This window comes from Nguyenibacter sp. L1, assembly GCF_035199985.1.
GTDB classification, from domain to species: domain Bacteria; phylum Pseudomonadota; class Alphaproteobacteria; order Acetobacterales; family Acetobacteraceae; genus Gluconacetobacter; species Gluconacetobacter vanlangensis.
The window spans coordinates 4,090,910-4,105,443 of record NZ_CP127015.1; the positions used below are offsets into that span (position 1 = coordinate 4,090,910).

General features: G+C 65.2%; 13 protein-coding genes and 2 tRNA genes. All 15 read left to right on the plus strand.

Annotation, left to right across the window (positions count from 1 at the left end):
* The first annotated feature begins 83 nt into the window (after positions 1-83).
* The 15 genes from clpP (at position 84) to nuoI (ending at position 14,495) form a co-directional block, all read left to right on the plus strand.
* Positions 84-722: an ATP-dependent Clp endopeptidase proteolytic subunit ClpP gene (clpP, locus tag QN315_RS18570; RefSeq protein ID WP_176639220.1), complete on the plus strand. Its 639-nt coding sequence runs from the start codon at positions 84-86 to the stop codon at positions 720-722.
* A gap of 136 nt (positions 723-858) precedes the next feature.
* Positions 859-2,118: an ATP-dependent Clp protease ATP-binding subunit ClpX gene (gene clpX / locus QN315_RS18575; RefSeq protein WP_176639219.1), complete on the plus strand. Its 1,260-nt coding sequence runs from the start codon at positions 859-861 to the stop codon at positions 2,116-2,118.
* Positions 2,119-2,462: 344 nt separating this feature from the next.
* A complete protein-coding gene (lon, locus tag QN315_RS18580) occupies positions 2,463-4,844 on the plus strand; it encodes an endopeptidase La (RefSeq protein ID WP_246285391.1) in 2,382 nt (793 codons plus the stop codon).
* Positions 4,845-5,005: 161 nt separating this feature from the next.
* Complete coding sequence (locus QN315_RS18585) at positions 5,006-5,290, plus strand: HU family DNA-binding protein (protein ID WP_176639217.1); 285 nt, start codon at positions 5,006-5,008, stop codon at positions 5,288-5,290.
* 121 nt (positions 5,291-5,411) lie between these two features.
* A tRNA-Val gene (locus QN315_RS18590) sits at positions 5,412-5,486 on the plus strand.
* A gap of 108 nt (positions 5,487-5,594) precedes the next feature.
* A tRNA-Asp gene (locus QN315_RS18595) sits at positions 5,595-5,671 on the plus strand.
* 301 nt (positions 5,672-5,972) lie between these two features.
* A complete protein-coding gene (locus tag QN315_RS18600) occupies positions 5,973-6,338 on the plus strand; it encodes an NADH-quinone oxidoreductase subunit A (RefSeq protein WP_176639216.1) in 366 nt (121 codons plus the stop codon).
* A gap of 22 nt (positions 6,339-6,360) precedes the next feature.
* Positions 6,361-6,936 (plus strand): NADH-quinone oxidoreductase subunit B family protein, encoded by a 576-nt coding sequence (locus QN315_RS18605; protein WP_176639215.1) that lies wholly within the window; start codon positions 6,361-6,363, stop codon positions 6,934-6,936.
* Between the two features lies 1 nt (position 6,937).
* Positions 6,938-7,603, plus strand: coding sequence for an NADH-quinone oxidoreductase subunit C (locus tag QN315_RS18610; protein WP_323993647.1), 666 nt, complete (start codon positions 6,938-6,940; stop codon positions 7,601-7,603).
* A 22-nt stretch (positions 7,604-7,625) separates the two neighbouring features.
* Positions 7,626-8,876: an NADH-quinone oxidoreductase subunit D gene (locus QN315_RS18615; RefSeq protein ID WP_323990857.1), complete on the plus strand. Its 1,251-nt coding sequence runs from the start codon at positions 7,626-7,628 to the stop codon at positions 8,874-8,876.
* Positions 8,877-8,881: 5 nt separating this feature from the next.
* Entirely contained in the window at positions 8,882-9,544 is a 663-nt protein-coding gene (locus tag QN315_RS18620) for an NAD(P)H-dependent oxidoreductase subunit E (RefSeq protein ID WP_323990858.1), read from the plus strand.
* 15 nt (positions 9,545-9,559) lie between these two features.
* Entirely contained in the window at positions 9,560-10,888 is a 1,329-nt protein-coding gene (gene nuoF / locus QN315_RS18625; protein WP_176639212.1) for an NADH-quinone oxidoreductase subunit NuoF, read from the plus strand.
* A 5-nt stretch (positions 10,889-10,893) separates the two neighbouring features.
* A complete protein-coding gene (gene nuoG, locus QN315_RS18630) occupies positions 10,894-12,975 on the plus strand; it encodes an NADH-quinone oxidoreductase subunit NuoG (protein WP_323990859.1) in 2,082 nt (693 codons plus the stop codon).
* A gap of 6 nt (positions 12,976-12,981) precedes the next feature.
* Positions 12,982-14,007 (plus strand): NADH-quinone oxidoreductase subunit NuoH, encoded by a 1,026-nt coding sequence (gene nuoH / locus QN315_RS18635; protein WP_323990860.1) that lies wholly within the window; start codon positions 12,982-12,984, stop codon positions 14,005-14,007.
* Positions 14,007-14,495 (plus strand): NADH-quinone oxidoreductase subunit NuoI, encoded by a 489-nt coding sequence (gene nuoI / locus QN315_RS18640; protein ID WP_176639867.1) that lies wholly within the window; start codon positions 14,007-14,009, stop codon positions 14,493-14,495. Before nuoH ends, nuoI begins: the two co-directional genes overlap by 1 nt.
* Positions 14,496-14,534 lie beyond the last annotated feature (39 nt).

Below are 14,534 nucleotides of genomic sequence, written 5' to 3' on the forward strand. Positions count from 1 at the left end.
TCCGGCCGGCGCGCGTGCCCCGGCGCGCGTGCCCGCGGGACGATGTGTCGGGTCTTCGCGTTTTCAGGAACGGGAATGAGACTATGAGGGATCGGGATCCCGTGGAGATCTTCAGCAACGCCCTAGTGCCCATGGTGGTCGAGCAGACCTCGCGCGGGGAGCGGGCCTTCGACATCTATTCCCGCCTGTTGCAGGAACGGATCATCTTCCTGACCGGGCCGGTCTATGACCAGGTTGCCTCGCTGGTGTCGGCGCAGCTTCTCTATCTGGAGAGCGTGAACCCGACCAAGGAAATCTCGTTCTACATCAACAGCCCCGGCGGCGTGGTGTCGGCCGGCCTGGCGATCTATGACACGATGCAATATATCCGCAGCCCGGTCAGCACGGTGTGCATCGGCCAGGCGGCATCGATGGGGTCGCTGCTGCTGGCCGGCGGCGAGAAAGGGCGGCGTTTCGCCCTGCCGAATGCGCGTGTCATGGTGCACCAGCCGTCGGGCGGCGCGCAGGGACAGGCCAGCGACATCGAGATCCAGGCGCGCGAGATCCTGACGATTCGCCAGCGCCTGAACGAAATCTACGAGCAGCATACCGGCCAGTCGCTGGAAGAGATCGAACGCAAGCTGGAGCGCGACAGCTACATGTCGGCCGAGGAGGCGCTGGCGTTCGGCATCGTGGACGAGGTGGTGCGCAACCACGCGGCACCGGCGCCAGCCAAGAGTTGAGGAGGGTGGGCGCGATTTTTTGCTTTGCGGCGTCCGTCGGCTTGGGCAGGGTTGAAGGAAACCCTGACCCGAGTCAGGATTTTCGGTCCCGGTCCGGACGCCACGGCGTTTCGGCTGCCCGGGCGTAGGAGCGGTTATGAACAACAAGTCCAGCGATTCGAAGAACACGCTATATTGCTCGTTCTGCGGCAAGTCGCAGCATGAGGTCCGGAAGCTGATCGCTGGTCCGACTGTCTTCATCTGCGACGAGTGCGTCGAGCTGTGCATGGATATCATCCGCGAGGAGCACAAGACGCATCTGGTGAAGTCGCGCGACGGCGTGCCGACGCCCAAGGAGATCTGCAAGGTCCTGGACGATTACGTGATCGGCCAGTTCCATGCCAAGAAGGTGCTGTCGGTCGCGGTCCACAACCATTACAAGCGCCTGGCCCACAGCCAGAAGAACAACGACGTCGAGATCGCGAAGTCGAACATCCTGCTGGTCGGGCCGACCGGGTCGGGCAAGACGCTGCTGGCGCAGACGCTGGCGCGCATCCTGGACGTGCCGTTCACGATGGCGGACGCGACCACGCTGACCGAGGCGGGCTATGTCGGCGAGGATGTCGAGAACATCATCCTGAAGCTGCTGCAGGCCGCCGACTACAACGTCGAGCGGGCGCAGCGCGGCATCGTCTATATCGACGAGATCGACAAGATCTCGCGCAAGTCGGACAATCCGTCGATCACCCGCGACGTCAGCGGCGAGGGTGTGCAGCAGGCCCTGCTGAAGATCATGGAAGGCACGGTGGCCTCGGTTCCGCCGCAGGGCGGGCGCAAGCATCCGCAGCAGGAATTCCTGCAGGTGGACACCACCAACATGCTGTTCATCTGCGGCGGCGCCTTTGCCGGGCTGGACAAGATCATCAGCGCGCGCGGCAAGGGGTCGGGCATCGGGTTCGGGGCCGACGTGCAGTCGCCCGACGAGCGGCGCACGGGGGCGATCCTGCGTGACGTCGAGCCCGAGGACCTGCTGAAATTCGGCCTGATCCCCGAATTCATCGGCCGTCTGCCGGTGGTCGCGACGCTGGAGGACCTGGACGAGGCGGCGCTGATCGAGATCCTGACCAAGCCCAAGAACGCGCTGGTGAAGCAATATGCGCGCCTGTTCCAGATGGAGGGGGTGAAGCTGACCTTTACCGAGGATGCGCTGAAGCAGGTGGCGCAGCGGGCGATCGCGCGGCGCACCGGCGCGCGCGGCCTGCGGGCGATCATGGAGAGCATCCTGCTGTCCACCATGTTCGACCTGCCGGGACTGGAGAATGTGGACGAGGTGGTGATCAACAAGGATGTCGCCGAGAGCAAGACCAGTCCGGTCTATGTCTACGGCAAGGAGAAGCCGGCCGAGCAATCCGCCTGAAACCCGGCCGGGGGCGCCCTGTCGGGCGTGCCCCGGGCCTTTTTCCTGGCATGCCGGGCCTTGTGCCGCCCGGGACTGGCGTGCCGTTTTTCCCCGTCATTCGGGGACCTTGCCGCGGCGGTCCTGAATGACGACATGATAGTTCGAGTGTTCGCGGCTGCGAGCACGCCGGGCGGCGCAGGCCTTGTATGGGTGCCCGCCCGGGATCGTCCTTCAGGAGGTCATACGACATGTCCGATTCCGAGCGGCAAGACCGCGGCCCTTCCGGCGCGGAAAAGCGCGTTTCCGGCGCGGCTCCGGCCGAATCGAACGATAATGTGCAGAATGTTTCAGGCGGTCCCGACATGATGGCGGTGCTGCCGCTGCGTGACATCGTGGTGTTTCCGCACATGATCGTGCCGCTGTTCGTCGGCCGCGAGAAATCGGTGCGCGCGCTGGAAGCGGTGACCAAGCACGACAAGCAGATCCTGCTGGTGGCGCAGAAGAACGCGTCGCAGGATGATCCGGCGGCCGACGACATCTATCGCTACGGCACGGTTTCCACGATTCTGCAGTTGCTGAAGCTGCCCGACGGCACGGTGAAGGTGCTGGTCGAGGGCAGCCGGCGGGCGCGCATCACCGCGCTGCACGAGGTCGAGGGATATTTCGAGGCCGAGATCGCGCCGGTGACCGAAGAGGCCGCCAGCGGCAGCGAGGGCGAGGCGCTGGGCCGCACGGTGGTGTCGCAGTTCGAGCAATATATCAAGCTGAACAAGAAGATCGCGCCCGAGGTCCTGGTCTCGCTGAACCAGATCGAGGATCTGTCGAAGCTGGCCGACACGATCGCCAGCCATTTGAACCTGAAGATCGCCGAGAAGCAGGAAATCCTGGAAATTCCGGGGGTCAATGCGCGCCTGGAACGTGTCTTCGCGCATATGGAGGCCGAGATCGGCGTCCTGCAGGTGGAGAAGCGCATCCGCAACCGCGTCAAGCGGCAGATGGAGAAGACGCAGCGCGAATACTACCTGAACGAGCAGTTGAAGGCGATCCAGAAGGAACTGGGCGAGGGCGAGGAAGGCAAGGACGAGACGTCCGAGCTGGAGGAGCGCATCGCCAAGACGCGCCTGCCCAAGGAGGCGCGCGACAAGGCGCTGGCCGAGCTGAAGAAGCTGCGGACCATGAGTCCGATGTCCGCCGAATCGACGGTGGTGCGGAACTATCTGGACTGGATCCTGAGCATTCCGTGGAAGAAGCGTTCGAAGATCCGACGCGACATGGATGCGGCCGAGACGGTCCTGGATGCCGATCATTACGGCCTGGACAAGGTCAAGGAGCGGATCCTGGAATATCTGGCGGTGCAGAGCCGCGCGCAGAAGATCAAGGGGCCGATCCTGTGCCTGGTGGGGCCGCCGGGCGTGGGCAAGACCTCGCTGGCGCGGTCGATCGCCAAGGCGACGGGGCGGCAATATGTGCGCATGTCGCTGGGCGGCGTGCGCGACGAGGCCGAGATTCGCGGCCATCGCCGCACCTATATCGGGTCGATGCCCGGCAAGATCATCCAGGGGATGAAGAAGGCCAAGACGTCGAATCCGCTCTTCCTGCTGGATGAGATCGACAAGCTGGGCGCCGACTGGCGGGGGGATCCGTCCTCGGCGCTGCTGGAGGTGCTGGACCCCGAGCAGAACGGCAGCTTTGCGGATCATTACCTGGAGGTCGATTACGACCTGTCGGACGTGATGTTCGTGACCACGGCCAACAGCCTGAACATGCCCCAGCCGCTGCTGGACCGCATGGAGGTGATCCGCCTGTCCGGCTATACCGAGGATGAAAAGGTCGAGATCGCCAAGCGCCATCTGCTGGCCAAGCAGGGCGAGGCGCACAGCCTGCGCCCCGATGAATGGTCGGTCAGCGACGATGCATTGCGCGAGCTGGTGCGCAGCTATACCCGCGAGGCGGGGGTGCGCAACCTGGAGCGCGAGATTGCAACCCTGGCGCGCAAGGCGGTCCGGGAAATCGTGACGGGCAAGGCCAAGAAGGTGGCGATCACCCGCAAGAACCTGGAAAAATATGCAGGCGTGAAGCGCTTCCGCTATGGCGAGACCGAGGCCGAGGACATGGTCGGCGTGGTGACCGGCCTGGCCTGGACCGAGGTGGGCGGCGAGATCCTGACCATCGAAAGCGTGATGGTGCCGGGCAAGGGCGCGATTCGGCAGACCGGCAAGCTGGGCGACGTGATGCAGGAAAGCGTGGCCGCGGCCCTGTCCTATGTCCGGAGCCGGGCGGTGAATTTCGGCATCAAGCCGACCTTGTTCGAAAAGCGTGACCTGCATGTCCACGTGCCCGAGGGGGCGACGCCGAAGGACGGGCCGTCGGCCGGTATCGCCATGGCCACGTCGCTGGTCAGCGTGCTGACGGGCATTCCGGTACGGCGCGACGTGGCGATGACCGGCGAGATCACGCTGCGCGGCCGCGTGCTGGCCATCGGCGGGCTGAAGGAGAAGCTGCTGGCCGCCCATCGGGCCGGTATCCGCACGGTGTTCATCCCCAAGGATAACGAGAAGGACCTGGTGGACATCCCCGACACGGTGAAGAAGGGGCTGCGAATCCTGCCGGTGGCCCATGTCGACGAGGTGATCGGCCAGGCCCTGGTGACGCGTCCAGAACCCATCGAATGGTCCGAGGAGGCCGAACCGGTGGCGTCGTCGAATCAGACTGCGGGAATCGCCGCCCCATCTCTGCCGCATTAAATGTGTCAAAAACGCACCAGCCCCCCGGTTTGGCGGAGTTTTCCGCCATTGCCGGGGGGCTGGTTGGTTGACGCGGACAAAAACGGCTGCATAGTGCGGCGCAATGCGGTGCAGGCGATCACATCGGTCCCGGCGCGCGCGCAGTAGAAGAAAGGCGTAAAATGGAGAAGCCACTTAACAAGCAGGAACTCGTCGCCGCGGTGGCCGACGACGCCGATCTGCCGAAGGCGAAGGCGGGCGAAGTGGTCGATGCCGTGTTTGGCGCCATCGAGAAGGCCCTGTCCAAGAAGCAGGAAGTCCGGCTGGTGGGTTTCGGCACGTTCGTGACCGCGACGCGCAAGGCAGCCAAGGGCCGCAATCCCCGCACGGGCGAGGAAATCGACATTCCGGCGTCCACCTCGGTGCGCTTCAAGCCGGGCAAGAACCTGAAGGAAGCCGTGAGCTGATCGGGCTCTGACGGTTTGCGGGGCTGGGGCGGCCGTTCGGGCCTGCCCTGGTCCCCGTTTCTGCGGAACCGGGGCAGGTTCCGCTTTCGGGTATAATACCTCGCTTTGGACCTCGCTTTTGGGGCGATTAGCTCAGCGGTAGAGCGTCTCGTTTACACCGAGAGGGTCGGCGGTTCGATCCCGTCATCGCCCACCATTCCGTCCCCGAGGGGATCCGGGCGGACGTCCGGAAAATTCGACCGAAAGATCCGTCCGGTCGGTTGACGGGTCCCGGGGGGAGGATTAAACACCCCCTCACGCCTTCGCGGGTGTAGCTCAGTTGGTTAGAGCGCCGGCCTGTCACGCCGGAGGTCGCGGGTTCGAGCCCCGTCACTCGCGCCACGGCAACGATGTCGGATCATCGGACGGCGATGCGCAGGGTGGCGTTCCACCGCGCAATATTCGCCGGAAAATATTCACCAGAAAATCGAATTTAATATTGGTGCGGAGCGCAAGTAAAAGGCGCTGAACGTGCGTCCGTGGGCGATATTTCCGTCATCACGGGAATGTGCCCAACCCGACGGGGGCTGGCGCACTGGTCGCTTCGGATTCTTGGGTCTAACCTTCCGAGCGATGGAGCCTGGCTTCGGGGCCGACTTCGTCAAGCCGCCGCAGCGGCGTGCCATCAGCGCGGGAGAGCCTCATGCAGTCCGTTCTTGCGGATTACTTTCCGATTCTGATCTTCGGTGTGATCGCGGTCGTGATTGCCGGGGCGATGCTGGGAAGTTCCCTGCTGTTCGGTCACCAGAAGCCCTATGCCGAGAAGGTTTCGGCCTATGAATGCGGGTTCGAGGCGTTCGACGATGCGCGGCGGCGCTTCGACGTGCGGTTTTACCTTGTTTCGATCCTGTTCATTATTTTCGATCTCGAGGTCGCCTTTCTTTTTCCCTGGGCGGTCAGCCTGTCGCGGATCGGCCTGTTCGGCTTTCTGTCGATGATGGGCTTCCTGGGCGTCCTGACGGTCGGGTTTGTCTATGAATGGTGCAAGGGCGCGCTGGATTGGGATTGAGCGAGGGAAGGGAGAGAGGGGCATGAGCACCGCCAACGCGACGGGCGAGGCGCAGGACGCCATCGCCTGGAACCGGGACATGCTGCCGCCGGGGCCGGAGCAGGATGCCGTGATCAAGGGCATTACCGGCGAGATCACCGAGAAGGGCTTCGTCGTCGCCAATCTGGACAAGCTGGTGAATTGGGGCCGCACCGGCAGCCTGTGGCCGATGTCCTTCGGCCTGGCCTGCTGCGCGGTGGAAATGATCCATGCCTACATGCCGCGCTATGATCTGGACCGGATGGGGATCATTCCCCGGGGCTCGCCGCGCCAGTCGGACGTGATGATCGTGGCCGGTACGCTGACCAACAAGATGGCCCCGGCGCTGCGCCGCGTCTATGACCAGATGGCCGAGCCGCGCTGGGTGATCTCGATGGGGTCGTGCGCCAATGGCGGCGGGTATTACCATTATTCCTATTCCGTGGTGCGCGGCTGCGACCGAATCGTGCCGGTGGATGTCTATGTCCCCGGCTGCCCGCCGACGGCCGAGGCGCTGATCTACGGCATTCTGCAGCTGCAGAAGAAAATCCGCAGGACAGGGACGATTCTCCGTGGCTGACATCGGACGTGACCTGACGGCCGCCGCCGCGTCCGCCGCCTTGGCGCGCGGCAGTCTGGGGGCGCTGGCCTTTACGCTGTCCACCGCGGTGCCGGGCATCCATTCCGCCGCGATCGAAGGGGGCGAACTGGTGGTGCGGACCAGCCGCGCGCGGCTGATCGGGCTGATGGAGATGCTGCGCGACGATCCGCGCTATGCCTGCGAGCAGATGATGGATCTGTGCGGGGTCGATTACCCCGAGCGGACGGAGCGATTCGAGGTCGTCTACAACCTGCTGTCGGTTTCGCACAACCACCGGATCCGGGTGGTCGTCACCACCGACGAGACCAGCCCCGTGCCGTCGGTCCATCATTTATGGCCGTCGGCGACCTGGTGGGAACGCGAATGCTACGATTTGTTCGGCGTGCTGTTTTCGGGCCAGCCGGATCTGCGGCGAATCCTGACCGATTACGGATTCGAGGGGCATCCGCTGCGCAAGGACTTCCCGCTGACCGGCTATGTCGAGATGCGGTACGACGAGGACCGGCGCCAGGTGGTCTATGAGCCGGTGAAGCTGACCCAGGATTTTCGCAATTTCGATTTCGAATCGCCATGGGAGGGCATCCTGACCCTGCCGGGCGACGAGAAGGCGCACGAGACCCGCCAGGGGCTGAAGCTGCCGCGATGACCGGGGTGAAGGGAGGCGACCGATGAGCGACATTGTCCTTCACGAGGATATTCCGGAAAGCCTGCAGCCGGGCGGCGACGTGCCGGCGCCGGGCGCGCGGACGGTGGAAATCGATTCGCACGCGCTGAATTTCGGCCCGCAGCATCCGTCGGCCCATGGCGTGCTGCGTCTGGTGCTGGAGATGGAGGGCGAGGTCGTCGCCCGCGCGATACCGCATATCGGGCTGCTGCATCGCGGCACCGAGAAGCTGATCGAATACAAGACCTATCCCAAGGCGCTGCCTTATTTCGACCGGCTGGATTACGTCTCGCCGATGTGCGAGGAGCAGGCTTTCGCGCTGGCGACCGAGAAGCTGCTGGGGATCGAGATCCCGGACCGCGCGAAATGGATTCGGGTGATGTTCGCCGAGCTGACGCGCATCCTGAACCATATCCTGAACCTGACATCGTTCGGACTGGATTGCGGCGCGCTGACCCCGGCCCTGTGGGGGTACGAGGAACGCGAGAAGCTGATCGAGTTCTATGAGGCCGCGTCGGGCGCGCGGTTCCACGCCAATTATTTCCGCCCCGGCGGCGTCGCGCGCGACCTGCCGGCCGGGCTGGAGGAACGGATCGCCGAATGGGCGCGGCAATTCCCCGCCTGGATCGACGATCTGGAATCGCTGCTGACCAATAACCGGATCTGGAAGCAGCGCACGGTGGGGATCGGCGTGTTCACCACCGAGCAGGCGCTGGCCTGGGGGTTCAGCGGGCCGTGCCTGCGGGCGTCGGGCGTGCCGTGGGACCTGCGCCGCGCACAGCCTTATGACAATTACGACAAGGTCGAATTCAACATCCCGGTCACGCGTCAGGGCGATTGCTATGACCGCTATCTGGTCCGGGTGGCCGAGATGCGCGAGAGCGTGCGCATCGTCGAGCAGTGCCTGGCGCAGATGAAACCTGGCCCGGTCAAGATCCAGGATCACAAGATCACGCCGCCGCCGCGCCGCGAGATGAAGCGGTCGATGGAGGCGCTGATCCATCATTTCAAGCTGTTCACCGAAGGGTACCACGTGCCGCCGGGGGCGACCTATACCGCGGTCGAGAGTCCCAAGGGCGAATTCGGGGTCTATCTGGTCGCGGACGGCAGCAACCGGCCCTATCGATGCAAGATCCGGCCCACCGGATTTGCCCATCTGCAGGCGATCGACGAGATGTCGCGCCGGCACATGCTGGCGGACGCGGTGGCGATCATCGGATCGCTCGACCTGGTGTTCGGTGAGATTGACAGGTGAAAGAGATGTCCGCTCATTCCCCCATTGACCAGATCGCGCAGCCCGACAGCTTCGCCTTCGATGCCGAGAGCGAGGCGCAGATCGCGGCGATCCTGGCGAAATATCCGGCCGAGCGGAAGGCCAGCGGCACGCTGCCGCTGCTGTATGTCGCGCAGAAGCAGATGGGCCGGCAGACCGGCAGCGCCTGGGTGCCGCGCGCGGCGATGGACGAGATCGCCCGCCGGCTGGAGGTCGCGCCGATCCGCGTCTATGAGGTCGCGACCTTCTACCTGATGTTCAATACCCGGCCGATCGGGCGCCATCATCTGCAGGTCTGTACCACGACCTCGTGCTGGCTGCGCGGGTCGGATGAGGTGGTCGCGGCCTGCAAGGAGGCGACCGGCATTTCGGCCTTCGGCCAGTCCAGCGCGGACGGGCTGTTCACCCTGACCGAGGTCGAATGCCTGGGGGCGTGTGCCAACGCGCCGATCCTGCAGGTGGATGACGATTATTACGAAGATCTGGACGGGCCGCGCACGATCGAACTGATCGAGGCGCTGCGGCGTGGGGAGCGCCCCGCGCCGGGCCCGCGCATCGACCGCATGGGCTCGGCGCCCGCGGGTGGACGCAAGACGCTGACGGACAGTCCCGCGGACCGCGCGGCGGACCATCCGGCGAATCTGGGCTGAGCGGGAGAGACGGGGATGCTGCAGGACAAGGACCGGATCTTCACCAACCTGTACGGCCAGCTTGATTGGCGCCTGGCCGGCGCCCGCCAGCGCGGGGACTGGGACAATACGGCCGAGATCCTGGCGCGCGGGCGCGATGCGATCGTCAATGAGATGAAGGCGTCGGGCCTGCGCGGGCGGGGCGGGGCGGGATTTCCGACCGGCGTGAAATGGTCGTTCATGCCCAAGGCTTCGGACGGGCGGCCGCATTACCTGGTCATCAATGGCGACGAGTCCGAGCCCGGGACCTGCAAGGATCGCGAGATCCTGCGCCATGAGCCGCACAAGCTGATCGAAAGCGCGCTGATCGCGTCCTTCGCGATGGGGGCGCACACGGCCTATATCTATATTCGCGGCGAGTTCTACAACGAGGCGCGGCATCTGCAGATGGCGATCGACGAGGCCTATGCGGCCGGGCTGATCGGCAGGAATGCGGCCGGATCGGGCTGGGATTTCGATTTCCACATCCATCGCGGGGCCGGGGCCTATATCTGCGGCGAGGAGACGGCGCTGCTGGAGAGCCTGGAGGGCAAGAAGGGCCAGCCGCGCATGAAGCCGCCATTCCCGGCGGCGATGGGCCTGTATGGCTGTCCGACCACGGTGAACAATGTCGAGAGCATCGCCGTGGCGTCGACGATCCTGCGGCGCGGGGCGACGTGGTTTTCCTCGCTGGGCCGGCCGAACAACGCCGGCACCAAACTGATGGCCATTTCGGGCCATGTGAATACGCCCTGCGTGTTCGAAGAGGAATTGGGCGTGCCGCTGAAGGAGATCATCGAGAAACATGGCGGCGGGGTGCGCGGCGGATGGGACAATCTGCTGGCGGTGATTCCGGGCGGCTGTTCGGTGCCGGTGCTGCCGGCATCGGTCTGCGAAACCGTGCTGATGGATTATGACAGCCTGCGCGCCGAGCGGTCGGGGCTGGGCACGGCCTGCATGATCGTCATGGACAAATCGACCGACATCGTCCGCGCCATCGCCCGGTTTTCGCAATTCTTCAAGCATGAGAGCTGCGGCCAGTGCACGCCGTGCCGCGAGGGCACAGGCTGGATGATGCGGGTGATGCAGCGCATGGTCGAGGGGCGGGCCGAGATCGACGAGATCGATATGCTGGAGCAGGTGACGCGCCAGGTCGAGGGGCACACGATCTGCGCCCTGGGCGATGCGGCGGCGTGGCCGATCCAGGGTCTGATCCGCCATTTCCGCCCGGTGATGGAGGAGCGGATCCGGGCCTACAAGGCAGCCCATGGCGGGCGGATCACGCAGGTGCCGGCGCAGGCACGCATTCCGGTGGCGGCGGAGTAGGGGCGATGGTGAAGGTTACCGTCGACGGGATCCAGGTCGAGGTCCCCAACGGGTCCAGCGCGCTGCAGGCGTGCGAGGCGGCGGGCAAGGAAATCCCGCGTTTCTGTTTTCATGAGCGGCTGTCGGTCGCGGGCAATTGCCGCATGTGCCTGGTGCAGGTGGTGCGTGCGCCCAAGCCCGTGGCGTCCTGCGGGTTTCCGGTGGCGGAGGGGATGGAAATCCTGACCGACACCGACATCGTGCGCAAGGCGCGGCGCGCGGTGATGGAGTTCCTGCTGATCAACCATCCGCTGGATTGTCCGATCTGCGACCAGGGCGGCGAATGCGACCTGCAGGACCAGGCGTTCGGCTATGGCGCGGATCATTCGCGCTACCAGGAAGCCAAGCGGGCGGTGACGGACAAATATCTCGGCCCGCTGGTCAAGACGGTGATGACGCGCTGCATCCAGTGCACGCGCTGCGTGCGCTTCGCGACCGAGATTGCCGGCGTGCCGGAACTGGGCGCCGTGTCGCGCGGCGAAAACATGGAAATCACCAACTATGTCGAGAAGGCGCTGACATCGGAATTGTCGGGCAACCTGATCGATATCTGCCCGGTGGGGGCGCTGACGTCCAAGCCCTATGCCTTCGTGGCGCGGCCGTGGGAGTTGAAGCGCACCGATTCCATCGACGTGTCCGACGCGGTCGGCACCAATATCGGCCTGCATGTCCGCGGCAGCGCGGTGCTGCGCATCGTGCCGCGCGTCAATGACGCGGTGAACGAGGAATGGCTGGCGGACAAGGGGCGGTTTTCGGTCGACGGGCTGAAGCATCGCCGGCTGGACCGGCCGTGGGTGCGGGTGCACGGCAAGTTGCAGCCCGTATCCTGGCAGGACGCGTTCGTGGCCATCGGCCGCCGGCTGGACGGCGTGGCGGGCGAGCGGATCGGCGCCATTGCCGGCGATCTGTGCGACGCCGAAAGCATGATGGCGCTGAAGGACCTGCTGACGGCGCTGGGGTCGAAGAATATCGATTGCCGGCAGGATGGGGCGGAGTACGATCTGTCCAGCCGGGCCTATTACACGTTCGGCAGCACCATCGCCGGGATCGAGGAGGCGGACGCGCTGCTGATCGTGGGGTCGATCCCGCGGCAGGAGGCGCCGGTGCTGAACGCGCGGATCCGCAAGCGCTTCCTGGCAGCCGGGCGCGGGGGATTTCCGATCGGCATGATCGGCGTGCCGACGGCCGATCCGACCTATCAGGCGCAGGTGCTGGGCGACGGGCCCGCCGTGCTGGCGGGCCTGCTGGATGGCAGCCATCCGTTTGCCGGGACGCTGAAGGCGGCGAAGCGGCCGATGATCATTCTGGGCCACGGCGCGCTGGTGCGCGACGATGCGCGCGCGATCCAGGCGGCGTGCTGGGCGCTGGCGCGGGAGGTCGGCGCGGTCGGCGCCGGGTGGAACGGGTTCAACGTGCTGCATCACGCGGCCGGCCGCGTGGCGGGGCTGGATCTGGGCCTGGTGCCCGGGCCGGGCGGGCGCAGCGCCGCGGGCATGATGAGCGGCGGGGTCGACGTGCTGTGGCTGCTGGGGGCGGACGAGTTCCATACCGCGCGGATCGGGCCGGAGACCTTCGTGATCTATCAGGGCCATCATGGCGATGCGGCGGCGGCGCGGGCCGACGTGATTCTGCCGGGGGCGAGTTTCGCCGAGAAATCCGGCACGTACGTGAATACCGAGGGGCGCGTGCAGCGCACGTTCCGCGCGGTGATGCCGCCGGGCGACGCGCGGGAAGATTGGCGGATTCTGCGGGCATTTTCCGAAGTGGTGGGCAAGACTCTGCCCTATGACACGCTGGAGGCGCTGCGCGAGCGGATGGCGCTGGCCAATCCGGTCTTCCGCGTGATCGGCGGTGTCGAGGCGGTGGACGTCACGGGCCTGGGCGGTCCGGCGGGCGAGGCGCGGGGCGTATCGGGCGCGCCGTTCCGCCCGATATTCGACGATTATTACCAGACCAATCCGATCTGTCGGGCCAGCCCGACGATGGGCGAATGTTCGCGGATCTATGTCCATGCCGGGATCCAACCCGGGATCGAGGCGGCGGAGTAGGGCGACGTGGCGCATTTCTTTCTGCACACACTGATCGGCCAGGTGATCCTGACCGTACTGGAGGCGCTGGCCGTTCTGGTGCCGCTGCTGCTGGGGGTGGCGTATCTGACCCTGGCCGAGCGCAAGGTGATGGCGGCGATGCAACTGCGCAAGGGGCCGAACGTGAACGGTCCGTTCGGCATGCTGCAGGCCTTTGCCGACGCGATCAAGATGATCACCAAGGAGACGGTCATACCGGCGGGCGCCAACCGGTTTCTGTTTCTGTTCGCGCCCTTCCTGACCTTTTCGCTGGCCATGGTGGCCTGGGCGGTCATTCCCACCAACAATGGCTGGGCGGTCGCGAACATCAATGTGGCCGTGCTGTACCTGCTGGCGATTTCCTCGCTGGGGGTCTACGGCATCCTGATCGCGGGGTGGGCGTCGAATTCCAAATACGCCTTCCTGGGCGGGCTGCGCTCGGCCGCGCAGATGGTGTCGTACGAAGTGTCGATCGGGCTGGTGATCGTGTCGGTGCTGCTGGCGGTCGGCAGCCTGAATTTGAACGACATCGTGCTGGCGCAGCGGCATGTCTGGTTCTGCCTGCCGATGTTTCCGATGTTCATCGTCTTCTTCATCTCGGCGCTGGCGGAAACCAATCGCGCGCCGTTCGACCTGCCCGAAGGCGAGAGCGAGCTGGTGGCCGGGTTCTTCGTCGAATATTCGGCGCTGGCCTTCGGTCTCTTCTTCCTGGGCGAATATGCCAACATGTTCCTGATGTCGGGAATGGTCAGCATCCTGTTCCTGGGCGGCTGGCTGCCGCCGGTCGGGATCGCGCCCTTTACCTGGATTCCGGGGCCGCTGTGGCTGATCGCGAAAATCCTGTTCTGCCTATTCGTCTTCATCTGGGTGCGCGCGACGTTTCCGCGCTACCGCTATGACCAGTTGATGCGGCTGGGATGGAAGGTGTTCCTTCCGTTCTCGCTGGTCTGGATGGTGCTGACGGCAGGCTTCCTGATGGCGACCGGGCTGCTGCCCCAGGGAGGAGCGAGCTGATGGGATATCTGGACCGGACTGTCCGCTCCTTCCTGCTGGCCGAGCTGGTGGCCGGCATGGGGGCGACCTTGAAGGCGTTCTTCAAGCCCAAGGCCACGATCAACTACCCTTATGAAAAGGGGCCGCTGTCGCCGCGCTTTCGCGGCGAGCATGCGCTGCGCCGCTATCCGAACGGCGAGGAGCGGTGCATCGCCTGCAAATTGTGCGAGGCGACCTGCCCCGCCGAGGCGATCACGATCGAGGCCGAGCCGCGCGAGGACGGGTCGCGGCGCACCACGCGCTATGACATCGACATGACGAAATGCATCTATTGCGGGCTGTGCGAGGAAGCGTGCCCCGTCGATGCGATCGTCGAAGGCCCGAACTATGAATTCGCGACCGAGACGCGCGAAGAGCTGATGTACAACAAGGAAAAGCTGCTGGCCAACGGCGATCGCTGGGAAAGCGTGCTGGCGCGGCGGCTGGAGCTCGATGCGCCTTATCGCTGAGAGGTCCGGCCCGGCGATCGTGCCGGTCCCGGCGGGACG

What these genes read in the sequence shown, in the direction of transcription:
- QN315_RS18605 (WP_176639215.1), top strand. Translation starts at nt 6,361, where the DNA reads ATGAGCACCGCCAACGCGACGGGCGAGGCGCAGGACGCCATCGCCTGG.
- clpX (WP_176639219.1), top strand. Translation starts at nt 859, where the DNA reads ATGAACAACAAGTCCAGCGATTCGAAGAACACGCTATATTGCTCGTTC.
- nuoI (WP_176639867.1), top strand. Translation starts at nt 14,007, where the DNA reads ATGGGATATCTGGACCGGACTGTCCGCTCCTTCCTGCTGGCCGAGCTG.
- QN315_RS18615 (WP_323990857.1), top strand. Translation starts at nt 7,626, where the DNA reads ATGAGCGACATTGTCCTTCACGAGGATATTCCGGAAAGCCTGCAGCCG.
- QN315_RS18620 (WP_323990858.1), top strand. Translation starts at nt 8,882, where the DNA reads ATGTCCGCTCATTCCCCCATTGACCAGATCGCGCAGCCCGACAGCTTC.
- lon (WP_246285391.1), top strand. Translation starts at nt 2,463, where the DNA reads ATGATGGCGGTGCTGCCGCTGCGTGACATCGTGGTGTTTCCGCACATG.
- QN315_RS18585 (WP_176639217.1), top strand. Translation starts at nt 5,006, where the DNA reads ATGGAGAAGCCACTTAACAAGCAGGAACTCGTCGCCGCGGTGGCCGAC.
- nuoG (WP_323990859.1), top strand. Translation starts at nt 10,894, where the DNA reads ATGGTGAAGGTTACCGTCGACGGGATCCAGGTCGAGGTCCCCAACGGG.
- QN315_RS18600 (WP_176639216.1), top strand. Translation starts at nt 5,973, where the DNA reads ATGCAGTCCGTTCTTGCGGATTACTTTCCGATTCTGATCTTCGGTGTG.
- nuoF (WP_176639212.1), top strand. Translation starts at nt 9,560, where the DNA reads ATGCTGCAGGACAAGGACCGGATCTTCACCAACCTGTACGGCCAGCTT.
- clpP (WP_176639220.1), top strand. Translation starts at nt 84, where the DNA reads ATGAGGGATCGGGATCCCGTGGAGATCTTCAGCAACGCCCTAGTGCCC.